Genomic DNA, 22,904 nt, shown 5'->3' with positions numbered 1-22,904 from the left:
AAAATTCAAGGGAGATGTTCAATAATGACTAACAATGAATTAAAACAAGAGGTAATTAAAGAGATTCAACAACAATTCGGATTAATTCCAGGATTCTTCAGTGAGGATAAGGAAGCACAAGCTATCTTCTTAAATAAAGGTAATTATGAAAGCAGTGTTTGGATGGATGGCGAAGGACTCTTTTATATGGATGATGTAGCTTTCGAGGAGCTTCTTGTCACTAATGCAGTACAAGACGGGGATACACCTCTAACGCTTCGCAAGCATGGGAACTGGGTGCATATCACAGGAGCTGTACGATCAGTTAAAAACCGTCAAGTAATTGCACGTATCACTCCAGATATTGCACCTCATCAGGATTCTTACTTTGCGGCAAGTGCTTTCCTGTCCTCTAACGTTAACTTACCTGTAGCAGTTACAGTGTTAGTAACTAAGGACGGAACTATCTCTATGTATCTCGCAGAAGCTACGACTCACTATGTAGCATTCTCGCTATCATATCCAATTAAGTGATAACGAGCAGAAAAATATAATTAGTTAAAAAGGAGATGAGAACATTGGAAGAACAGGTTTTCAATGTAATGCTATCACAGGGCGCTTTTGGCGCTCTTTTTGTTTGGCTTTTATTCTCAACAAGGAAAGAGAGTAAAGAGTTATTAGATTCTACTCGTCAAGAAAATAAAGAGCGAGAAGATAAGTATCAACAAGTCATTGAAAAGAACCAGGAAGTCATTGAAGAACAAGCTAAATCATTTGGTTCTCTATCTAAAGATGTATCAGAAATCAAACAAATTCTTGGTACGAAAGGTGAGAAATAATATGAGAAAATCAACGAAACTAGTTTCCTCTGTATTTATGACTTCATTGCTCCTATTTAGTTTCACTACAGGGGCTTTTGCTGATAGAATGCTTATTATTCCTGATTTACCTAAGCAGCCGTATAGATATGGTGTTGGTGCATATGAGGGTGTTGTGGCACATAGTACAGCAACTTCAGAAGCTCCAGCTATTAATATTCAAAAGTATGAGTCTCGTACTTGGCGTTCGGCTTTCGTGCATTATGCAGTAGATTGGAATGAAACAATTCAAATCGCTGATACAAAGTATATCGCTTATGGGGCTGGTTCAGGTGCTAATAAGCGTTTTGTACATGTTGAACTTTGCGAAACTGCAGACTATGGAAAATTTAAGCGCTCATATGAAAAGTACGTTAAATTATTAGCTGAAATCTTAAAAGATAACAATCTATCTGTAGAAAAAGGATTGTGGACACACTATGATGTAACGAAATACCTTGGCGGTACAGACCATGAAGATCCACTTGATTACTTACGTAGTCATGGTGTATCAGAAGCGCAATTCCGTGCTGATGTAAAACGTGCATATAATAATGGTGACGTTTCTGTTCCAGAGCAACCATCTAAACCAGGCGAACCAGTGGCGAATGTGGAAGGTATTGCATATATTGAAGGTTATAATGTAAATCTTCGTAAAGGGGCAGGTGCAAGTTACTCTGTTATTCGTCAGTTAAATAAACCAGAATCATACCAAGTGTGGGGAGAAAAAGATGGTTGGTTAAATCTTGGAGGAAATCAATGGGTATATAACAATCCTTCTTACATCAAGTTTGAGAAGAAAGAGCCAGTTAATCCGATTGCAGGAAAGCGTATTGTGTCCAAAGTGGACAAACTACGTTTCTATGACTCTCCATCTTGGCAGGATAAAGACGTTGCTGGTACCTTAGATGCAGGACAAGGGTTTACAATCGATGAAAAAGTAACTGTCAATGGATCATCACAGTACAAAGTACACAATAGTAAAGGTAAAACATACTTTATTACAGCAAGTGAAGCCTATGTATATGTAAAGTCACACTAAATCCGGCTCTTATGAGTCGGTTTTTTTATTTTCACTCCCATAGAAGTATTCTGACAATTATTTTTCAAGTAGTTTAAAAGAGGGGATTCTATAAAATATCTATAAATATGTTAATATTTAGTGAATTAAAGATAAAAAAATAAGGGGGATGGCTTGTTATGAGCGCACATATAATAACTAAAGAGCAAATCAAGCAAATATTAGATGCTTGGTATCAATCAATGTTACAACAACAAGTAGAAAAAGCAAAACAATTTAAACAAGAAATTGAAGACAAACTTTCTAGTATAAAAGAAGACGAAAACCTACTACTATATTATTCATTATTAAATTTTAGATATAAAGTACTAACAGGTGGGCTTAACATTACAAAAGATAATTTTAATGAAATTAACTCCTTTGATATACCTGATAACAGCTTTCTATCCTATTATTATCACTTTTTCAAAGCAATTCACAGCACAATTCTTGCGCAATACAATGAAGCTGGGGAACATTTTGAGAAAGCGGAAAAACTATTAATGTATGTGCCGACCGAATTAGAAAAAGCAGAATTTAATTATAGGTTGGCAGCTTTCTATTACCAAATTTATAAACCCCTACCATCTATTTCATATGCTAGTAAAGCAAAAGACTTTTTCAGCAAAACTAACTCCTATGACATTAACATTGCTTTATGCGAGAACGTCCTCGGCTTAACGTGTATACAGATAAGGCAGTTTGAACAAGCTGAAGAACACTTAAATAAAGCCATTGATATTGTTAAAAAGATTGATAACACGGAACTACTGTTACGTATTAGAAATAATTTAGGCTGGTTATATGCAAATCAAAACCTTTCAGATTTAGCTATTCGTCATTTATCAGAGGTTATAGAACACCTTCCAAATCATTATAAAGCTATGTTCTTACAGGCTAGGGAACATTATAAATTGGGTGAACGCAACAAGGCTAATACACTAATTGAAAAAGGGCTTGCAGCTTGTACTAAGATAGAAAATAAGGAATACGTGCACCGCTTTAATATCCTAAAGGCAATGAATAATGGTTCTGATTCTCTAACGTTGGAAAGTGTTGTTTTAGAAGGGATTTCCTATTTCGAAGCAGAAGGTTTAACACGTTGCGTACAAGAATACACGGAAATATTAGCAACTATGTTTTATAAGAAAGAAAACGAGAAAAAAGCAAGTAAGTATTTTTACATGAGTAATGAAGCAAGAAAGAAATATGAAGAAAAAGGGGCCTTAGTGTAATGAAAAAACTTAAAGCAGTACTACTATTAACGGTTACGTCATTTGGTTTATTATCAATGGCTGAAGGTGACACACCTGCACCACAAAGACCGGATTTGGTTTACAATATAGGGGATACACCTGCACCTGCTTATAATAGAGGTGATGGTGGTTCGCCTTCTAATGCGCATGGAAACGGTGGAGGCATTGTAGCAAAAGAAATTTAAGTGAATTTACAGTAAAAGAAGAACGTTTACCCTCACTACAAGGCGTTCTTCTTTTTTGCCATCCTTCTGTTTTAGGACTTTGTTTTACATGTTCGATTCCGAATCCCATACCTCAACAAATTCAAAACCTGTTAAATCACTTTCTAAAATTGCATTTCTGAACTTATCTGATACAAAAACTGAAATTGAATAAACATGATTATTTAAAAATACTTTGAAAATATCTTCGTTTTCTACAACATTGGATATAAAGGAATATTTTTCACAACCTACTATTAAGCCGCTTCTTAACTTTTTAAAGATTGAATTGGTATTATCAATTGCATCTAAATGATTTAATACATGAACGGCATAGTAGGGTTCATTAGTAGCATTATGTATTAAAGGAAGAAATTCAACATCATGCCCTATTAAAGCCTCTAAAAGTTTTTTTGCCTTATTACTAATAAGTAATGTACCATTCCTTCCCCAAAAATGTGGACAATCACTTTGTTTACCTTCTTCTACACATTCAATCAGTATATCTCTCCATGAATTAGATAAACTTTTTGCTAAATCAAATTTCCCATCAAAATATTTTTCATGGTCTTGATCAAAATTTAGTAGTTGAAAAGATTCATAATCATTCACAGAGCCTCGTAATTCCCAGATCTTCATTGTATCCTCCTGAAAAGTCATTTATTTTTTGGTGTATTTAGTTTTAATGTGCCCTTCAATAGTTGTTCTCTTATATCATGTAAGGCATCAACAGCATCAGCTTGAGTACCACCAATATCTTTAATATATTGAAGTGTTCTTTCTACTTCTCTTATATATTCTGGGCCATGGCTACCTATATGTAGCACTTCAGTAGTTACATATTTATGCCCTTCTGCCCCATACCCTGGAAGAAACACTCCATTAGCAGCAGAATCATGATGTATCTTGAAATATTCCAATAATTTTTGAGCTTGCTTCGCCCTTTTATCATTCCAAGGGGCAATGTGATGTGCTGCATTAGGATATGGAGGCGGGTCAATCCCTGCGTTCTTAAGTTCTTCATATGTTTGTCCTTGTAGAGCAGTATCAATTGCAAAAGCATCAATCGACTGAATGGCTTGTTCCATACCTTGAATGGTAGCGGTACATACAGCATTCATACTTTGTGTTTGGGTATGTACTTCCCCTAAATACATATTTAAACTCAAAAATCTCCCTCCTTAATAAGTAAATAATACCAATTTAAGGAGATAAATGTAAATGTTACATTCTTATAACATTACTTTAGAGGTTTTTAGCTCGTCCAAGTAAATCAATCACTTGTGTATGTTTCTCTTTTAATTCCTCATCATGTTTATATATAATAGAAGAAATTGAAAAAGTAAATATTTTTGTTGTCATCATGTTGGTGTAAACCTTATGCGTTTAATGGCGACAAAACATATTTATTTTGTGCCATTTGGGCAAGATGCACCAGAAAAAAAACCAAATTCAATGGTAGCTCGTATGGAACTTCTTGAAGATACAATTATAGAAGCAATAGAAGGGAAGCAATTACAGCCAGTTGTTGTAGAAAAATTCAGATATATGAATTAAAAAACGAAAAAAAACAGACAATTTTTTACGAAACCATCATTCTTATCGCAGAATATGATAAAATTAATGTTATTAAGATTAGAAGGAGTACTCTATACTCCTTCTAATTCTAAGTATAGAAGGATTGGTATCTAGAAAGGGGCATAGTGATGGAAAAGGAAAAATCTTTTCATGTCGCTGTAGTTGGAGCAACCGGCGCAGTTGGTGAACAAATGTTAAATACTTTAGAGAAACGAGAATTTCCAATTGGGAAGTTAACGTTACTTTCATCTAAACGTTCTGCAGGCAAGAAGCTTGTATTTAAAGGAGAAGAATTCACAGTACAAGAAGCAACTCCTGAAAGCTTTGAAGGAGTCGATATTGCACTCTTTAGTGCAGGTGGATCTGTATCGAAACAACTAGCACCAGAAGCAGCAAAACGTGGTGCAATTGTTGTTGATAATACAAGTGCATTCCGTATGACAGAAAATGTACCACTTGTTGTACCTGAAGTGAATGAAAATGACTTAAAAGAACATAGTGGTATCATTGCAAATCCAAACTGTTCTACAATTCAAATGGTAGTTGCTCTTGAACCAATTCGTCAGCAGTTTGGTTTAAAACGAGTAATCGTTTCCACATATCAAGCGGTGTCAGGTGCAGGTGCTGCTGCAATTGAAGAGCTTCATGAACAATCACAAGCAATCTTAAATGGAGAAGAAGTAAAAGCAAATGTTTTACCTGTATCAGGTGACAAAAAACATTTCCAAATTGCTTTTAATGCCATTCCACAAATTGATAAGTTTCAAGATAATGGATTTACATTTGAAGAAATGAAAATGATTAATGAAACGAAAAAAATTATGCATATGCCCGAGTTAGAAGTAGCAGCGACATGTGTACGTTTGCCAGTTGTATCAGGTCATTCTGAGTCCGTTTACATTGAAGTGGAAAAAGAAGGCGTAACTGTAGAAGAACTGAAAAACTTGCTTGCGGATGCGGAAGGAATTGTACTGCAAGATGATCCAGCAGAACAATTATATCCAATGCCATCTACTGCGGTAGGGAAAAATGAAGTATTTGTTGGGCGTATTCGTAAAGATTTAAATAATGAAAAAGGATTCCATCTTTGGGTCGTATCTGATAACTTATTAAAAGGTGCTGCATGGAACTCTGTTCAAATTGCAGAACGATTAGTAAAATTACAATTAGTGTAAACGGCTAAGAGAAGGTGCAAAAAATGAAAATTATTGTTCAAAAATTTGGTGGTACATCGGTACGTGATGAAAACGGACGTAAGCATGCACTTCACCATATTAAAAAAGCATTAGATGCTGGTTATAAAGTAGTTACGGTTGTATCAGCTATGGGACGTAAAGGTGAACCATATGCAACGGATACATTATTAAGTCTTGTAAATCAACAGGAATCTAGCATTTCAAAACGTGAGCAAGATTTATTATTATCATGCGGAGAATTAATCTCGGCAATCGTCTTTTCAAATATGCTAAATGAAAATGGTGTGAAAGCAGCAGCACTAAATGGTGCACAAGCTGGTTTTGTAACAAATGATGATTTTACGAATGCAAAGATTATTGAAATGAATTGTGATCGTATACATGGAGAGTTACAAAACGTAGATGCTGTTGTTGTTACTGGATTCCAAGGGCGAACTAAAGAAGGCGATACGACAACACTTGGACGCGGAGGTAGTGATACTTCAGCTTCAGCACTAGGTGTTGCGCTTCAAGCTGAATATATCGATATTTTTACTGATGTAGAAGGTGTGATGACTGCTGATCCAAGGATTGTAAAGGATGCGCGTCATCTTCAAAACGTAACATATAATGAAATTTGCAACATGGCTTATCAAGGTGCAAAAGTTGTTCATCCGCGCGCCGTTGAAATTGCAATGCATGCAAAAGTACCACTTCGTGTGCGCTCCACGTACTCTGATAGTGAAGGGACACTTATTGCTGCATATGATGGTGCTACAAAAGGCCGTGATGTAGAAGAACGACCTGTTACAGGTATCGCTCACGTATCAAACGTGACGCAAATTAAAGTGCTTGCAAAAGACGGATCGTATGATTTACAAAAGCATGTTTTTAAAGAGATGGCAAATGAAGGAATTAGTGTAGACTTAATTAACATTTCGCCTACAGGTGTGGCTTATACAGTAAATGATAATGTATCAAGTCGTGCTGTTGAAGTTCTTCATAAGCTTGGATATGATCCGATCGTGACGGAGCACTGTGCAAAAGTATCTATTGTAGGAGCTGGAATGGCAGGTATTCCAGGGGTTACTGCGAAAATTGTCACAGCATTGGCAGAAAAAGGTGTTCAAATTTTACAATCGGCAGATAGTCATACGACCATTTGGGTGCTTGTAAAAGAAGTAGATTTAGTGGAAGCTGTGAATGCATTGCATAGTGCGTTTGAGCTTTCAAAAGAAAAGCAACTGGAACAATAAGGAGTGAGACCATGATAGATTTTGGGACAATTGCGACAGCGATGGTAACACCGTTTGATAAAAATGGAAACGTCGATTTTGCAAAGACAACTAAATTGGTAAATTATTTAATTGATAACGGTACAACAGCAATCGTGGTAGGAGGAACAACCGGAGAGTCTCCTACATTGTCATCAGAAGAAAAAGTAGCGTTATATCGCCATGTTGTATCTGTTGTCGATAAAAGGGTGCCCGTAATCGCTGGAACAGGTAGTAATAATACACATGCTTCTATCGAATTAACGAAGAAAGCTACAGAAGTTGGTGTCGATGCAATTATGTTAGTGGCGCCGTATTATAATAAACCGAGTCAAGAAGGCATGTATCAGCATTTTAAAACAATTGCTGAAAGTACAGAACTTCCGGTTATGCTATATAATGTTCCAGGACGATCTATTGTACAAATCTCCGTTGATACAGTTGTTCGTTTATCAGAAATACAAAACATTGTTGCAATTAAAGATGCTGGCGGCGATGTATTAACAATGACAGAAATTATTGAAAAAACAGCGGACGACTTTGCTGTATACAGCGGTGATGATGGTTTAACGTTACCAGCTATGGCAGTTGGAGCTAAAGGTATTATTTCTGTTGCATCTCATGTGATTGGAAATGAAATGCAAGAAATGATTGCGGCATTCCAAGCAGGAGATTTCAAAAAAGCACAGAAATTGCATCAGTTACTTGTCAAAGTGACAAATGCATTATTTATGGCGCCGAGCCCAACTCCAGTCAAAACAGCGTTACAAATGGTTGGATTAGACGTAGGATCTGTACGTCTTCCACTTCTTCCATTAACAGAAGAAGAACGATTAACATTACAAGAAGTAATCCAATCGATTCCTCGCTAAATAAAAAATGGCTTAGTAAAAACTAGGCCATTTTTTATTTATCATTTTAACCGAGAAGACCCCCTCCTCTAAACGAAATGAAGGTGGGGGTAGTTCAATTTATATAAAATTTCTATGCTTCTCTTCTCTTTCTCGTAAATTAACTTGTGTTCTATTTCTGGTATCAGTTATAATATGGCTAAGTAGCTTAGTACGGGTATGCTTAGCAAAATTGGAAAAAATTATGGTTTAACGGAATTTTTATATCATATCGCATAAGATATTTGATTTATATAATGAAAGAGAGGTGAAACCTGGTTTAAAAAACGAACAAGAACATGATATCGCATAACGGTAAGGACATTCGTCTTGGACGGTGAATATATGGTGATTGTAGAGCTTCCCTGGTGTCTCTACGATTTTAGTGAAATCAGTGTTTGTAAGATTTTTAAACCAGGCAACAACATGAAGAGAAAAGAGATTGATTCTGTAAAGGTATTTGCTCTTGGTGGAGTAGGTGAAATCGGGAAAAATATGTATTGTGTGGAAATTGGTTCCGAAATTTTTATTGTGGATGCAGGATTGATGTTCCCGGGAGACGAAATGTTTGGAATTGATATTGTTATCCCTGACATTACATATTTAGTAGAAAATCAAGAGCGAGTAAAAGGTTTATTTATTACACATGGTCATGAAGATCATATTGGTGGAATTGTTTATGTGCTGCGCAAACTTTCCATCCCGGTGTATGCAACGAAGTTAACGGTAGGTCTTATACAAGAAAAGCTCGGTGAAGCGGGGATGCTAGGCCGTGTAGACTTAAAAACAATTGATTCGAATTCGGCTGTAGAATTTAATACGACAACGGTTTCATTCTTTGGAACAACACACAGTATCCCAGATTCTGTTGGTGTGTGCTTCCATACATCACAAGGAGCCATTGTATATACAGGAGATTTTAAATTTGACCAAACACCAATTGGCAACAGTGGGGCAGACCTTGGAAAGATGGCGCAAATTGGAAATGAAGGCGTTCTTTGTCTGTTATCAGATAGTACAAATGCTGAACGTCCTGGTTACACGGGGTCTGAAAAAGAAGTTGGTATAGAAATTTCAAAAGTATTTTATAATGCAGAAGGACGTATCATCGTTGCTTCTTTCGCATCTAATGTACATCGTATTCAACAAGTATTTGATGCAGCTGCTGAAACAGGCCGTAAAGTGGCCGTTGTAGGTCGTAGTATGGTGAAAGTGGTAGATATTGCAAGGCGTCTTGGATATTTAGACGTTCCAGATGGTATGGTTATTTCATTGCAAGAGGTAGATAATTTCCCGGAGAAGAAGGTAGCGATTTTAACAACTGGTAGTCAAGGGGAACCGATGGCAGCTCTTTCAAGAATGGCAAAGCAAGCTCATAAACAAATTTCAATCCGTAAAGGAGACACAGTTATCATTGCAGCTTCTCCAATTCCGGGAAATGAAATATCAGTATCTAAAATTATTGATTTATTATTTAGGGCTGGTGCAGAAGTTGTTTATTATGGAGAAAGAAAAGTTCATGTTTCGGGTCATGGTAGTCAAGAAGAATTGAAATTGATGCTGAATTTAATGAAACCGAAATATTTTATACCCGTACACGGCGAATTTCGTATGCAAAAAGCACATGCGTATTTGGCGGAAGATGTTGGTGTCTTGAAAGAAAACATTTTTATTGTAGAAAAGGGCGATGTAATTGCTTTTGAGGGCGAAGAGGCAAAGCAAGCTGGTAAGGTACAAGCGGGTAATGTTCTTATTGATGGATTAGGTGTAGGCGATGTCGGAAATATTGTCTTGCGTGATCGTAAGATGTTATCACAAGACGGAATTTTAGTCGTTGTTGTAACGCTTGGAAAAGATGAGAAAAAGATCATCTCTGGACCAGAAATTATTTCGCGTGGTTTTGTGTATGTTCGTGAATCTGAAGCGTTAATCGAAAGGTCTACAGATATTGTACGTACAATTGTTGAACAGTCCATTAAAGAGTATTCTATTGAATGGTCCATGCTAAAACAAAATATTCGTGAATTATTAGGACAGTTTCTGTATGAGGAAACGAAGAGAAAACCGATGATTTTACCAATTATCATGGAAGTATAAGAAAAACCACCTTTATCGGTGGTTTTTTCTTTTTTATCCCTATCGCATGAAATTTGCAACTTAAGAAATAATAGTTGTATAAGAGTGAAAGGGGATGCGACATGACAGAACGTGATGGTTTAACAAATGAGGAAAAAGAAGCAGAACCGAAAGAGGATTCAAAAGAGGCGTCAGTAATAGAAAAAATCCAACAACTTGGTCAAACGAATGTTCCGCAAATGAATGAATCACGTATTCACTGCTTAACGATTGTTGGACAAGTAGAAGGACATGTACAGCTTCCACCGCAAAATAAAACGACGAAATATGAACATGTAATTCCACAAATTGTGGCAATTGAGCAAAATCCAAAAATTGAAGGGTTACTTTTATTGCTAAATACTGTTGGTGGTGATGTTGAAGCTGGGTTGGCAATCTCTGAAATGGTAGCTTCATTATCGAAGCCAACTGTATCTTTGGTTTTAGGTGGAGGGCACTCGATAGGTGTGCCAATTGCAGTGTCAACAGATTATTCGTTTATTGCTGAAACTGCAACGATGACGATTCATCCAGTTCGTCTGACGGGTCTTGTTATTGGTGTGCCGCAAACATTTGAGTATTTGGATAAAATGCAAGAACGTGTAATTCGATTTGTAACAAAACACTCAAAAGTGACGGAAGATCGTTTTAAAGAGCTTATGTTTGCGAAGGGAAATTTAACACGAGATATTGGAACAAATGTAATTGGAATAGATGCAGTAAAGTATGGCCTTATAGATGATGTCGGTGGTATCGGGGATGCGATTCGAAAGTTGAATGAATTAATAGACATGCGAACAGATGGAAATCAAGACGGGAAGTTGCTGCAATGATTTTGTATACAATTATGCCAGAGCAACTTGTTTATCAGGCTGATTATTCACAGTATGAACAACAAAAAATAGTGAATGTAAATGGAGTAGAGATGATTGTATCTGAAGAGGGTAGTCAATATTATTCCGTTGTTCGTGTGCTAAGTACAAATCCATCCCACTACTTACAGTATGAACCAGGCCAGAAAATAACCTTTTAGCAAAAAGCAGGATTTTGTGTAGAAGCTATGGTATAATATAAAAAACAAGACGGTTGAGCAGCCATGATTAGGCTGCTTTCTTCTGTTTATTTGACATTTTACAAGAAGTGTAAAATGTCAAATGAACAGATCTAGAAGATGTGATGAACAACATGTAGAGAATACTTTCAATGAATGAAAGTCGTACTTAATTTTTGGACTTGGGGTGAAGAAATGGCAAAACAAAAGCAAAGAGGGACGAAATCAAAAGCAAGACGTACGATAAAGCCAACTTTGTATTACGAAATCGTCGGATTGACTCTTTTTGCACTTTCAATCATTACAATTTTACAGCTAGGTATTGTAGGGAAATCGTTTGTTTTCTTCTTTCGCTTTTTCTTTGGTGAATGGTACATAATTGGTGTGCTTGGTGTGATTGCATTATCGATTGCATTTGTTATAAAGCGCGCATGGCCAAACCTTTTAAATAAACGGTTAATCGGTGTCTATTTAATTGTATTAGCAATAGTAATGTTTAGTCATATTACATTATTTAATTTGCTTTCAAAAGAAGGAACCGTAGAAAATACATCTGTGATTGTCAGTACAAAAGATTTATTTTTTTATGAGATGAAGAAAGGTGTAGTAGAGTCCGTTCACTTAGGCGGGGGGATGGTTGGTGCCCTTATGTTTGCTACATGCTACTTTTTGTTTGATGAAGTAGGAGCCTACATTATAGGTATCATTCTTGTTATTCTTGGTATACTTTGCATTACAAACAAACACATTGGGGAAGTGTTAGCCCCGATTGGACGAATACTCAGAAGTCAATTTCAGGGGATGCAAGGGGATTACAAGGATTGGAGATCGAAACGTACTGCTGAACAAACAGAAAAGAAAAAAACGACAAGGCGTACGCGTAGTGAACGTTTTGATAGCGAAGAAGAAATTACTGAGCCGTTAGAAGAGATAGAAATTGGACCGCCAATTATTTCGAATTTTACAGAGAACTATCCAGTTAGTGAAGAAAAAGATAAGGAAAGTGAAGATGAGATTGCAAATGAGTTGATTGCGCCGCCTTCTATGGCAGAGGAAGGGATTCCATCTGCATCAAAAGAACGAACACAAAAGAAACGAGGAGAAAAAATTGTTGAATCTCTGGAAGGAGAAACAAAAGCTCTTCCAATGCAATTTTCAAATGTGGAAAACAAAGATTACAAGCTTCCTTCTATCGATATATTGAAGTTCCCAAAAAATAAACAGGTTACAAATGAAAATGAGAAAATTTATGAAAATGCTCGTAAGTTGGAACGTACTTTTCAAAGTTTTGGTGTAAAGGCAAAAGTAACGAAAGTGCATAAAGGACCTGCAGTTACGAAATATGAAGTGTATCCTGATATGGGAGTAAAGGTAAGTAAAATTGTTAGTTTGAGTGATGATTTAGCACTCGCATTAGCTGCGAAAGATATTCGTATTGAGGCCCCTATTCCTGGGAAATCCGCGGTAGGGATTGAAGTTCCAAATTCAGAGGTTTCTATGGTAACGCTTAGAGAAGTACTTGATTCGAAAGCGAATAATCATCCGGAAGAAAAGTTGTTAATTGGTCTTGGGCGTGATATTACTGGTGAAGCAGTATTAGCACGTTTAAATAAGATGCCCCATCTATTAGTAGCTGGAGCGACTGGTAGTGGAAAGAGTGTATGTATTAATGGTATTATTGTTAGTATTTTAATGCGTGCCAAACCACATGAAGTCAAATTAATGATGATTGATCCGAAAATGGTAGAGTTGAACGTATATAATGGTGTTCCGCACTTATTAACACCTGTTGTAACGGATCCGAAAAAAGCATCACAAGCTTTGAAAAAAGTTGTGAGTGAGATGGAGCGTCGCTATGAATTATTTGCTCATAGCGGAACGCGTAACATTGAAGGATATAATGAATACATTAGACATCATAATGAACAATCAGAAGCAAAACAGCCTGAGCTTCCATACATTGTTGTTATCGTGGACGAGTTGGCCGATTTAATGATGGTTGCTTCTTCAGATGTAGAAGATGCAATTATGCGCCTAGCACAGATGGCACGTGCTGCTGGTATTCATTTAATTATCGCGACGCAGCGCCCATCTGTTGATGTTATTACAGGTGTTATCAAAGCAAATATTCCATCACGTATTGCGTTTGCTGTGTCTTCACAAACTGACTCTCGAACGATTCTTGATGGCGGAGGCGCTGAAAAATTATTAGGACGAGGGGATATGCTGTTCATACCAATTGGAGCATCGAAACCAGTTCGTGTACAAGGTGCATTTTTATCAGATGATGAAGTGGAAAGAGTTGTGGAATATGTTGTTGGACAACAAAAAGCGCAATATCAAGAGGACATGATTCCACAGGATGTACCAGAAACAAGACAAGAAGTAGAAGATGAATTATATGATGAAGCGGTTCAGCTTGTTGTAGAAATGCAAACGGCTTCTGTTTCTATGTTACAACGTAGATTCCGAGTGGGATATACACGTGCGGCGCGTTTAATTGATGCGATGGAGATGAATGGTGTAGTTGGACCTTATGAAGGTAGTAAGCCGAGAGAAGTTTTGATTAAAGATATACAAGAAAAAAGTTCTTAATAAAAAAGCCCAATTGTTTACAACTGGGCTTTTTTATATGGAGTTTTTGTTATATACTAGAACTATCACGGAAGAAAGGGCTTTCATTTATGGTAGTTCTTTAGAATACGAATGCTTTCAATATTATTTTTGAAAAACGTTCGATATTACTTGCAAAAAAATGTTGAATTGTGTTGACACATATGGGAGCAGGTGGTACGATTACTTCGAAAAGAATCACTGCCTCATATAATCTTGGAGATAAGGTCCATAAGTTTCTACCTGGCAACCATGAATTGCTAGACTATGAGGGGAAAAGTGTGTAACAAAGGATGTAAGGGATCTTTGTATCTAACTTTTTCTCTATATGAGGAATGTTGGGGTGCAAAGTTTTTTTTATGAAATAAAGATAGAAAATTTCATTTTGAAAAATTATTAACATTTATTCGACAAATTTTATTTTATCGTATCGTTATGTAAGGTATGTCATGTATTGGTTGAAAATCGAGAACAGAAGTCTTACATCAGAGGTCGAATAATTGGAATGCGGGGGAGTCTTATGTCAGTTAAATCCGATAGTCGACACTTATATTTACGGGTGATCGATCATATTAAAGAGAAAATCAAAAGCGGGGCATATAAAGAAAAACAAAAATTGCCTTCAGAGTTTGATTTAGCAAAAGAACTTGGCGTAAGTAGAGCGACTTTACGGGAAGCATTGCGTATTTTAGAAGAGGAAAATGTTGTTATTCGCAGACATGGCGTTGGTACTTTTGTGAATGCAAAACCGCTGTTTTCTTCTGGAATTGAACAACTTTCTAGTATTACAGATATGATTTCTAGTGTGGGGAAAACACCGGGAACAATCTTTTTATCATCATCTACTACGAGTCTAACAGAAGAGGAAAAAGAAAAGTTTAATAGTGATGAAGGCTTTGAGGCTGTGATGATTGAGCGTGTTCGTACAGCAGATGGGGAACCTGTTGTCTATTGCATTGACAAGTTGGCAAAAGAAGTATTACCAGATTTGTCTGATTATAATGAGGAATCGCTACTTACTGTTATTCATAATAACACGCATAAACGCATTACATACGCGGTTGCTCATATTGAACCAATTGGTTATCATCCAAAAATATCACCAATTTTACAATGCGAACCAGAAACAGCGCTGCTGATTCTAAAGCAAATGCACTATGATCAAAATGATGAGCCGATCTTATATTCTATTAATTATTTTAGAGCAGATAAATTTAGCTTCCACGTATTACGAAAACGTATGTAATTCGTTCCTTTTTAGGGAGGTGACAGCAAGAAGAAGGGGACACTAGCATATTAATAGATACATATATCATTTAGGAGGGGTTTCTAGTATGAAGAAAAAAACAGGTCTTTTATTATCATTAACGTTAGCGGCGAGTACAGTGTTAGGTGCATGTGGTAACTCGGATAAAGCAAGTGGAGATAAAAAAGATGGAAAGAGCATTAAAGTAGGTATGGTTACAGACGTTGGGGGCGTTGATGATAAATCATTTAACCAATCTTCTTGGGAAGGTTTACAAAAATTCGGTAAAGATAATGGGCTAAAAGAGAAGACGAACTATCGTTACCTTCAGTCTGAAAAAGAAGCAGATTATATTCCGAACTTAAAGAAATTTGCAAAAGATAAATATGATTTATCTTTTGGTATTGGTTATAAATTAGAAAAAGCAATTGAAGAAGTTGCGAAAGAAAATCCAAAGCAACAGTTTGCGATTGTAGATACTGTAGTAAAACAACCGAACGTAACAAGTATTACATTTAAGGATCATGAAGGATCATTCCTTGTAGGTGCGGTAGCAGCGATGTCAACAAAAACAAATAAAGTTGGGTTTGTTGGTGGAATGAAGAGTGATTTAATTAGTAAGTTTGAGAATGGATTTAAAGCTGGTGCTAAAGCTGTTAACCCAAATATTGAGATTGTATCTGAATATGCAGAAGCATTTGATAAACCTGAAAAAGGTGCTGCACTTGCATCAGCAATGTACGGACAAGGAGTAGACGTAATTTATCATGCTGCTGGTGGTACTGGTAACGGCGTGTTTACTGAAGCGAAAAACCGTAAGAAGAAAGGTGAAAATGTTTGGGTAATCGGTGTTGACCGTGACCAAAATCAAGAAGGTATGCCTGAAAACGTAACGCTAACTTCTATGGTAAAACGCGTTGATGTTGCGGTTGAAAAAGTAGCACAAGAAGCAAAAGATGGTAAGTTAAAAGGCGGAAAAGTAGAAGCGTTTGGTTTGAAAGATGAAGGTGTTGGCATTGCGAAAACAACTGATAATGTGAAAAAAGTAAATCCAGAAATTTTACCAAAAGTAGAAGAGTTTGAAAAGAAAATTACTGCTGGTGAAATTAAAGTACCTGCTACTGATAAAGAGTACAAAGAATACGAAGCTGCTCTTAAGAAATAATAGAGAAATAGCAAAGGTTAGTTCTTAGAACTAACCTTTGTATATATAAAATTACTTTTAATAGAGTGTAATTGGGGACTGTTCCCTGCTAAAAGGAGGAACAAAATGGAATACGTAATTGAGATGAATAATATTACAAAAGTATTCCCAGGCATTGTAGCGAACGATAATATTACGCTGCAAGTAAAACAGGGAGAAATACATGCTTTACTCGGAGAAAATGGTGCAGGGAAGTCAACGTTAATGAACGTTCTTTTTGGATTATATCAGCCAGAACAAGGAGAAATTAAAATTAAAGGGAATCCTGTAAAGATTACAAACCCTAATATTGCAAATGACTTCGGGATTGGTATGGTTCATCAACATTTTATGCTTGTTCATAATTTTACAGTTACAGAGAATATTATTCTTGGAAATGAACCGAAGAGAAAAGGGAAAATTGCTATTGATGAAGCTGCAAAAGAGATTCAACAATTATCAGAACAATATGGTTTAGCTGTAGATCCGTATGCGAAAATTGAAGATATTTCAGTTGGTATGCAGCAACGTGTTGAAATTTTAAAAACGCTGTATCGCGGAGCAGAGATTTTAATATTTGATGAACCGACGGCAGTATTAACTCCTCAAGAAATTCATGAGCTTATTCAAATTATGAAAAAGCTTGTGCGAGAAGGGAAATCTATCATTCTTATTACACATAAGTTAAAAGAAATTATGGAAGTTTGTGATCGTTGTACGATTATTCGTAAAGGAAAAGGAATCGGAACGGTTGACGTTGCAAATACAGATGAACATAAACTTGCAGAACTAATGGTCGGACGTCAAGTGAATTTTAAAACAGAAAAAATAGATGCCAGACCTAAGGAAGATGTACTTTCTATTGCAAATCTTGTTGTTCATGATGTGCGCCAATTGCCTGCTGTAAAAGGCCTTGACTTAACTGTTCGTGCAGGAGAAATCGTCGGTATTGCAGGGATTGATGGGAATGGACAAAGTGAATTAATAGAGGCAATTACTGGTTTACGAAAAGTTGAGTCAGGTTCTATTGCAATTAATGGAAAAGAAATCACAAACTGGCCTGTTAGACGAATTACGGAAGAAGGAGTCGGTCATATTCCAGAAGACCGTCATAAACATGGACTCGTTCTTGATTTTTCCGTTAGAGATAATATTGTTTTACAAACATATTATAAGAATCCATTTTCAAATAAAGGAATTTTAAATTTTAGTAAAATAACGAAAAAGGCAAAAGAGCTGATTGAGCAGTTTGATGTACGTACACCTAGCGAGCAAACAGTAGCTCGTGCATTATCTGGCGGGAACCAGCAAAAGGCAATTATTGCACGTGAAGTAGATCGTGATCCAGATTTATTAATCGCAGCGCAGCCGACACGTGGTTTAGATGTAGGTGCGATTGAATTTATTCATAAGAAATTAATTGAACAGAGAGATAAAGGAAAAGCGGTGCTTCTTCTTTCTTTAGAACTCGATGAAATTTTAAATGTGAGTGACCGCGTTGCTGTTATTTATGAAGGGAAAATTGTCGCGATTGTTAATGCAAAAGAAACAAATGAAAAACAATTAGGTCTTTTAATGGCTGGTGGAACAGGGGAAGCGAAGGTGAGTACAAATGGCTAAAAAGTTTTTAACGGAGCGAACGATTAATATTTTAGTTCCTGTATTATCCGTTATATTTGGGTTGCTTGTTGGTGCCATTGTTATGTTAGTTAGTGGGTATGATCCAATTGTTGGATATAGTGCACTTTGGACTGGTATGTTCGGAAGTCCCAGTGCAATTGGAGAGACGCTTCGTACAATGATTCCGCTTATTCTTGCGGGGTTATCGGTAGCTTTTGCGTTTCGTACAGGTTTATTTAATATCGGGGTAGAAGGACAATTGCTAGTTGGTTGGCTTGCTGCTGTTTGGTTTGGTTATGCAGTATCATTACCTGCCTTTCTTCATATTCCATTGTCTATTTTAGTGGCAGCTATAGTTGGTGGACTATGGGGATTTATTCCGGGATATTTGAAAGGGAAATTTAAGGTTAATGAAGTTATTGTAACGATTATGATGAACTACATTGCATTATATGTTACATATGACATCATTAAACGCTTTTTACATGAAGGCAATGACAAAACATATGATATTCAGCCGAGTGCGTCATTAGCTTCAGATTGGTTAGCTTCTTTAACAGATGGCTCTCGTCTTCACTGGGGAATTGTTGTCGCAATTCTTGTTACGATTCTTATGTGGTTCTTATTAGATAGAACAACTTTAGGTTATGAATTGAAATCAGTTGGGTTTAACCAACAAGCGTCTCAATATGCTGGTATGAAAGTGTCTCGTAATGTTGTGTTATCTATGACAATTGCGGGTGCATTTGCTGGTATTGGTGGCGCGATGGAAGGGCTTGGGACATTCCAAAGTATGACAGCGATGGCTACATTTACCGGAATTGGATTTGACGGGATTGCGGTAGCGCTTCTTGGAGGGAATAATCCATTTGGTATTATACTTGCTGCGTTATTATTTGGAGGTTTAAAAAGTGCAGCGCCGCAAATGAACTTTGAAGCAGATGTACCATCTGAGTTAATTAATGTAATTATTGCATGTATTATTTTCTTTGTTGCTTGTAGTTATATTTTACGCTGGACACTTACGCGCATAAGCAAGGAGGGGAAATAAATGAGCTTTCTAGATGTTTTAGCCATTCTTGTGACGGGTACGTTATACACGGCAGCACCTCTAATCTTTACAGCGTTAGGTGGCGTATTTAGTGAGCGTTCTGGTGTTGTAAATATCGCATTGGAAGGATTAATGTTATTTGGTGCATTTGTTGGTGTTGTTACCACGCTATTAATGGGGGATACTTGGGGGGCTATGACTCCTTGGATTGCACTTATATTTGCAGCAATTGGTAGCGGATTATTTGCACTTCTTCATGCAGTTGCATCGATTACATTCCGTGCGGATCAAGTTGTTAGTGGAGTAGCAATTAACTTTTTATCTCTTGGTTTAACTGTTTTTGCGATTAAGAAAATCTTTGGTAAAGGACAAACTGATTTTATTCACTACCGTATTGAGAAAATTGATGTTCCAGGACTGTCGGATATTCCGGTTATTGGAAAAATCTTTTTCTCAAATGTACCATTAACATCGTATATTGCCATTATTTTAGCATTTGTTGTTTGGTATATTATTTATAAAACACCGTTTGGTCTTCGTCTTCGTGCGGTTGGTGAACATCCGATGGCTGCGGATACAATGGGGATTAATGTATATAAAATGCGTTATATTGCTGTTTGTATTTCAGGGATGTTTGCTGGAGTAGGCGGTGCAACCTTTGCACTGTCAATCTCAAACAACTTCTCAGGTGCAACGATTACGGGACAAGGTTTCTTAGCGTTAGCTGCTATGATCTTTGGGAAATGGAACCCAATTGGTGCACTAGGAGCTGCTTTATTCTTTGGATTTGCACAATCACTAGGGGTAACTGGTGGTACAATCCCTGTATTAAAAGAAATTCCGAGTGTTTTCTTAGCGATATTACCATATGTGTTCACAATTTTAGCGCTTGTTGGTTTTGTAGGACGTTCAGAAGCTCCAAAGGCACTTGGAACACCGTATGAAAAAGGAAAAAGATAAGCGTTTTACAAGTATGGAAAAAGCTCGCACATTAGTGCGGGCTTTTTTACATAGAATATGTTTAATACAGAAAATTACTTTCTCTTTTTAATTAGTAAACTGTTTGAGGGAAAAGTATGTAAGGGAGAAAAGTTGATTTTTCGTTTCTAAAAACTGTATATTGAAGAGGAATATTCCTACATACGTAAAGGAGGGCTATAAAATGAAACTGATGGAACAGCAAATGCATGAACTAGGTGGTTTACGTGTACATATGATTCCGACAGATAAATATAAAACAAATACATTTGTATTTCGCTTTAAAGCACCTTTAAATGAAGAAACGGTTACAGAGCGTGCTTTATTACCATATGTATTGCAAAGTGCAACAGAAAAACTGCCATCTGTAATTCGTCTTCGCCAATATTTAGAGGAGTTGTACGGTTCTTCTCTGGCGGTAGATGTAAGTAAAAAAGGGGAAGATCATATCATCTCTATTTATGTGGATATTGCCAACGAAACATATTTACAAGATGCACCGCCGTTGTTTGAAAAAGCACTATCTATGCTGTCTGATATTGTATTACACCCAGCAACTGAAGGGAGCGGTTTTTTATCATCAATTGTAGAAAGTGAAAAAAGAGCGCTCGTGCAACGAATTGAAGCTACATATGATGATAAAATGCGCTATGCGAATGAACGATTAATAGAAGAAATGTGTAAAGTAGAACCATATCGTTTAAGTGCAAATGGTCAAAAAGAGCGCGTTGCCTCCATTACAAATGAAACTTTATACCGCTATTATCAAAAGGTGTTAGCGGAAGATGAAATGGATCTATATATCATTGGTGACATAGATGAAGATGCGGTTGACTTAGTGGGTAAATACTTTTCAATCACGCCTCGTACAGCAAAAGACAAAAATGTCATTCTTCATAAGCGAAATAATGAAGAACAAGAAATTGTTGAAAAACAAGAATTAAAGCAAAGTAAATTAAATATCGGATATCGCACATATATTACGTACCGTGATGAGGATTATTTTGCGCTACAGCTGTTTAACGGGTTATTTGGTGGATTCTCACATTCGAAATTATTTGTGAATGTACGTGAAAAAAACAGTTTAGCCTATTATGCAGCGTCGCGTTTTGAAAGTCATAAAGGTCTTCTCTTTGTTATGTCGGGAATTGAAGCGAAAAATTATGAAAAAGCAGTCGAGATTATTAAAGAGCAAATGAAAGCAATGCAAAACGGTGACTTTTCTGAAGAAGAAATTCATCAAACAAAGAGTGTAATTCAAAACCAAATTTTAGAGGCAATTGATACACCGCGTGGTTTCGTAGAAATGCTTTATCATGGCGTCATTGCAGAACGTACCCGTCCAGTAGAGGAATGGTTAACTGGAATTGAACGTGTTACAAAAGAGAAAATTGTAAAGGTTGCCAATAATATTGAGCTAGATACGATTTACTTTTTACACGGAACGGAGGGAGAATAGATGGAGAAAATTTCTTATGAACAATTAAAAGAAACACTTTATTATGAAAAGCTTCCAAATGGTTTAGATGTATATATATTGCCGAAGCAAGGTTTTAATAAAACTTTTGCGACGTTTACAACAAAATATGGTTCCATTGATAACACGTTTGTTCCACTTGGAAAAGAAGAAATGGTTCGAGTGCCAGATGGGATTGCTCATTTTCTTGAGCACAAATTGTTTGAAAAAGAAGATCATGATGCGTTTCAGTTGTTTAGTAAACAAGGCGCTTCTGCGAATGCGTTTACATCATTTACGAGAACAGCGTACTTGTTTTCATGTACATCAAATGTAGAACAAAATTTAAATACATTATTAAATTTTGTTCAGGAACCTTATTTCTCTGAAAAAACAGTTGAAAAGGAAAAGGGAATTATTGGTCAAGAGATTCAAATGTATCAAGATAACCCGGATTGGCGTTTGTATTTTGGCTTAATCGATAGTTTATTTGTCAAACACCCAATTAAAATCGATATTGCAGGAACAATTGAGTCCATTAGTAAAATTACAAAAGACTTATTGTATGAGTGCTACGAGACATTTTATCATCCTAGCAATATGTTGTTATTTGTTGTAGGAGCAATTGACCCAGAAAAAACAATGAACTTAGTACGTGAAAATCAGGCGAAAAAAGATTATAAAAATCAACCAGAAATCGTACGTTCGTTTGAAGATGAACCAGAATCAGTAAATGAAAAGAAAAAAATTATTTCTATGCCTGTTCAAACACCGAAATGTTTAATAGGCATAAAGGCGACTGGTCTTAAAGAAAAAGGGCAAGAGCTTTTAAAACAAGAGATCGCGCTTACATTACTTTTAGATTATTTATTTGGGAAAGGATCAGTTCATTATGAGTCTTTATATAATGAAGGACTTATTGATGACTCATTCTCTTATGATTATACAGAAGAAGGTAACTTTGGTTTTGCGATGGTTGGTGGTGATACGAAGCAACCTGATGAGCTAGCTGAACGTTTAAAAGGTGTTTTACTACAGACTAATTATAATGAATTAGATGAGAATGCGTTAGAGCGTGTAAAGAAAAAGAAAATTGGCGGCTTTTTACGATCGCTTAACTCACCTGAATATATTGCAAATCAATTCACAAGGTATGCGTTTAATGAATCTAGTTTGTTTGATGCTCTGTCCGTTTTAGAGGGATTAACTGTTCAAGATTTACAAGAAGCAGCCAAAGTATTTTTATCTGAAGAAAGAATGAGTATTTGCCAAGTCTTGCCAAAGAAATAAAATGAAACATGAATAAGTGGGGCTTAAGC

Annotated in this window: 21 protein-coding genes, 1 pseudogene and 1 riboswitch; of the genes and pseudogenes, 20 read left to right on the top strand and 2 right to left on the bottom strand. The window is 36.4% G+C overall.

Annotated features, from left to right (window positions below):
- The first annotated feature begins 24 nt into the window (after positions 1–24).
- The 5 genes from C568_RS0117625 (at position 25) to C568_RS0117605 (ending at position 3,337) form a co-directional block, all read left to right on the top strand.
- Positions 25–513: a hypothetical protein gene (locus tag C568_RS0117625; protein WP_018782294.1), complete on the top strand. Its 489-nt coding sequence runs from the start codon at positions 25–27 to the stop codon at positions 511–513.
- 35 nt (positions 514–548) lie between these two features.
- Entirely contained in the window at positions 549–818 is a 270-nt protein-coding gene (locus C568_RS0117620) for a BhlA/UviB family holin-like peptide (protein ID WP_003204293.1), read from the top strand.
- 1 nt (position 819) lies between these two features.
- Positions 820–1,878, top strand: a complete 1,059-nt coding sequence (locus tag C568_RS0117615; RefSeq protein WP_006095702.1) for an N-acetylmuramoyl-L-alanine amidase — start codon at positions 820–822, stop codon at positions 1,876–1,878.
- A 158-nt stretch (positions 1,879–2,036) separates the two neighbouring features.
- Entirely contained in the window at positions 2,037–3,131 is a 1,095-nt protein-coding gene (locus C568_RS0117610) for a response regulator aspartate phosphatase (protein WP_003203698.1), read from the top strand.
- Positions 3,131–3,337 (top strand): hypothetical protein, encoded by a 207-nt coding sequence (locus C568_RS0117605; RefSeq protein WP_006095700.1) that lies wholly within the window; start codon positions 3,131–3,133, stop codon positions 3,335–3,337. Before C568_RS0117610 ends, C568_RS0117605 begins: the two co-directional genes overlap by 1 nt.
- Before the next feature lie 84 nt (positions 3,338–3,421).
- Here C568_RS0117605 and C568_RS0117600 read toward each other — a convergent pair whose 3' ends face one another.
- Positions 3,422–3,994 (bottom strand): imm11 family protein, encoded by a 573-nt coding sequence (locus C568_RS0117600; protein ID WP_018782292.1) that lies wholly within the window; start codon positions 3,992–3,994, stop codon positions 3,422–3,424.
- 17 nt (positions 3,995–4,011) lie between these two features.
- The gene (locus C568_RS0117595; RefSeq protein ID WP_018782291.1) at positions 4,012–4,524 is read right to left on the bottom strand and encodes an AHH domain-containing protein; all 513 of its coding nucleotides are present in this window, start codon (positions 4,522–4,524) and stop codon (positions 4,012–4,014) included.
- A gap of 199 nt (positions 4,525–4,723) precedes the next feature.
- Here C568_RS0117595 and spoVFB point away from each other — a divergent pair.
- The 15 genes and pseudogenes from spoVFB to yfmH all read left to right on the top strand — a co-directional run.
- Positions 4,724–4,912 (top strand): annotated as a pseudogene (gene spoVFB, locus C568_RS0117590) (dipicolinate synthase subunit B); the annotation flags it as partial.
- Between the two features lie 149 nt (positions 4,913–5,061).
- Entirely contained in the window at positions 5,062–6,108 is a 1,047-nt protein-coding gene (gene asd / locus C568_RS0117585; RefSeq protein ID WP_003203711.1) for an aspartate-semialdehyde dehydrogenase, read from the top strand.
- 23 nt (positions 6,109–6,131) lie between these two features.
- Entirely contained in the window at positions 6,132–7,364 is a 1,233-nt protein-coding gene (gene dapG / locus C568_RS0117580) for an aspartate kinase (protein ID WP_018782290.1), read from the top strand.
- An 11-nt stretch (positions 7,365–7,375) separates the two neighbouring features.
- Positions 7,376–8,254, top strand: coding sequence for a 4-hydroxy-tetrahydrodipicolinate synthase (dapA, locus tag C568_RS0117575; RefSeq protein ID WP_003203717.1), 879 nt, complete (start codon positions 7,376–7,378; stop codon positions 8,252–8,254).
- 444 nt (positions 8,255–8,698) lie between these two features.
- Complete coding sequence (locus tag C568_RS0117570; protein WP_029427442.1) at positions 8,699–10,369, top strand: ribonuclease J; 1,671 nt, start codon at positions 8,699–8,701, stop codon at positions 10,367–10,369.
- Between the two features lie 101 nt (positions 10,370–10,470).
- Positions 10,471–11,220 (top strand): ClpP family protease, encoded by a 750-nt coding sequence (locus C568_RS0117565; RefSeq protein ID WP_003203721.1) that lies wholly within the window; start codon positions 10,471–10,473, stop codon positions 11,218–11,220.
- A complete protein-coding gene (locus C568_RS0117560; RefSeq protein WP_018782288.1) occupies positions 11,217–11,420 on the top strand; it encodes a YlzJ-like family protein in 204 nt (67 codons plus the stop codon). Before C568_RS0117565 ends, C568_RS0117560 begins: the two co-directional genes overlap by 4 nt.
- A 213-nt stretch (positions 11,421–11,633) precedes the next feature.
- Positions 11,634–14,033: a DNA translocase FtsK gene (locus C568_RS0117555; protein WP_029427439.1), complete on the top strand. Its 2,400-nt coding sequence runs from the start codon at positions 11,634–11,636 to the stop codon at positions 14,031–14,033.
- A gap of 204 nt (positions 14,034–14,237) precedes the next feature.
- A riboswitch (purine riboswitch) is annotated at positions 14,238–14,339 on the top strand.
- A 232-nt stretch (positions 14,340–14,571) separates the two neighbouring features.
- Entirely contained in the window at positions 14,572–15,297 is a 726-nt protein-coding gene (locus tag C568_RS0117550) for a GntR family transcriptional regulator (RefSeq protein ID WP_000114183.1), read from the top strand.
- 88 nt (positions 15,298–15,385) lie between these two features.
- Positions 15,386–16,462, top strand: coding sequence for a BMP family lipoprotein (locus C568_RS0117545; RefSeq protein ID WP_003199386.1), 1,077 nt, complete (start codon positions 15,386–15,388; stop codon positions 16,460–16,462).
- 105 nt (positions 16,463–16,567) lie between these two features.
- Entirely contained in the window at positions 16,568–18,100 is a 1,533-nt protein-coding gene (locus C568_RS0117540; RefSeq protein WP_003199388.1) for an ABC transporter ATP-binding protein, read from the top strand.
- On the top strand, positions 18,093–19,151 hold the full coding sequence (locus C568_RS0117535) for an ABC transporter permease (RefSeq protein WP_018764690.1): 1,059 nt from the start codon (positions 18,093–18,095) through the stop codon (positions 19,149–19,151). The genes C568_RS0117540 and C568_RS0117535 overlap by 8 nt, the downstream gene beginning before the upstream one ends.
- Positions 19,152–20,111: an ABC transporter permease gene (locus tag C568_RS0117530; protein ID WP_003199393.1), complete on the top strand. Its 960-nt coding sequence runs from the start codon at positions 19,152–19,154 to the stop codon at positions 20,109–20,111.
- Between the two features lie 202 nt (positions 20,112–20,313).
- Positions 20,314–21,588 carry an EF-P 5-aminopentanol modification-associated protein YfmF gene (gene yfmF / locus C568_RS0117525; RefSeq protein ID WP_018782286.1) on the top strand — a complete coding sequence of 425 codons (1,275 nt, stop codon included), beginning with the start codon at positions 20,314–20,316 and terminating at the stop codon, positions 21,586–21,588.
- Positions 21,589–22,875: an EF-P 5-aminopentanol modification-associated protein YfmH gene (gene yfmH, locus C568_RS0117520; RefSeq protein ID WP_003209671.1), complete on the top strand. Its 1,287-nt coding sequence runs from the start codon at positions 21,589–21,591 to the stop codon at positions 22,873–22,875.
- Positions 22,876–22,904: the final 29 nt, after the last annotated feature.

The sequence above is a fragment of the Bacillus sp. 95MFCvi2.1 genome (assembly GCF_000374965.1).
GTDB classification, from domain to species: Bacteria; Bacillota; Bacilli; order Bacillales; family Bacillaceae_G; genus Bacillus_A; species Bacillus_A pseudomycoides.
Note: the sequence above shows the minus strand (reverse complement) of the source record. Positions and strands in the feature narration are given on the sequence as shown.

Coding starts and splice junctions, on each gene's coding strand:
- C568_RS0117625 (WP_018782294.1), top strand. CDS start 25: ATGACTAACAATGAATTAAAACAAGAGGTAATTAAAGAGATTCAACAA.
- C568_RS0117620 (WP_003204293.1), top strand. CDS start 549: ATGAGAACATTGGAAGAACAGGTTTTCAATGTAATGCTATCACAGGGC.
- C568_RS0117615 (WP_006095702.1), top strand. CDS start 820: ATGAGAAAATCAACGAAACTAGTTTCCTCTGTATTTATGACTTCATTG.
- C568_RS0117610 (WP_003203698.1), top strand. CDS start 2,037: ATGAGCGCACATATAATAACTAAAGAGCAAATCAAGCAAATATTAGAT.
- C568_RS0117605 (WP_006095700.1), top strand. CDS start 3,131: ATGAAAAAACTTAAAGCAGTACTACTATTAACGGTTACGTCATTTGGT.
- C568_RS0117600 (WP_018782292.1), bottom strand. CDS start 3,994: ATGAAGATCTGGGAATTACGAGGCTCTGTGAATGATTATGAATCTTTT.
- asd (WP_003203711.1), top strand. CDS start 5,062: ATGGAAAAGGAAAAATCTTTTCATGTCGCTGTAGTTGGAGCAACCGGC.
- dapG (WP_018782290.1), top strand. CDS start 6,132: ATGAAAATTATTGTTCAAAAATTTGGTGGTACATCGGTACGTGATGAA.
- dapA (WP_003203717.1), top strand. CDS start 7,376: ATGATAGATTTTGGGACAATTGCGACAGCGATGGTAACACCGTTTGAT.
- C568_RS0117570 (WP_029427442.1), top strand. CDS start 8,699: ATGAAGAGAAAAGAGATTGATTCTGTAAAGGTATTTGCTCTTGGTGGA.
- C568_RS0117565 (WP_003203721.1), top strand. CDS start 10,471: ATGACAGAACGTGATGGTTTAACAAATGAGGAAAAAGAAGCAGAACCG.
- C568_RS0117560 (WP_018782288.1), top strand. CDS start 11,217: ATGATTTTGTATACAATTATGCCAGAGCAACTTGTTTATCAGGCTGAT.
- C568_RS0117555 (WP_029427439.1), top strand. CDS start 11,634: ATGGCAAAACAAAAGCAAAGAGGGACGAAATCAAAAGCAAGACGTACG.
- C568_RS0117550 (WP_000114183.1), top strand. CDS start 14,572: ATGTCAGTTAAATCCGATAGTCGACACTTATATTTACGGGTGATCGAT.
- C568_RS0117545 (WP_003199386.1), top strand. CDS start 15,386: ATGAAGAAAAAAACAGGTCTTTTATTATCATTAACGTTAGCGGCGAGT.
- C568_RS0117540 (WP_003199388.1), top strand. CDS start 16,568: ATGGAATACGTAATTGAGATGAATAATATTACAAAAGTATTCCCAGGC.
- C568_RS0117535 (WP_018764690.1), top strand. CDS start 18,093: ATGGCTAAAAAGTTTTTAACGGAGCGAACGATTAATATTTTAGTTCCT.
- C568_RS0117530 (WP_003199393.1), top strand. CDS start 19,152: ATGAGCTTTCTAGATGTTTTAGCCATTCTTGTGACGGGTACGTTATAC.
- yfmF (WP_018782286.1), top strand. CDS start 20,314: ATGAAACTGATGGAACAGCAAATGCATGAACTAGGTGGTTTACGTGTA.
- yfmH (WP_003209671.1), top strand. CDS start 21,589: ATGGAGAAAATTTCTTATGAACAATTAAAAGAAACACTTTATTATGAA.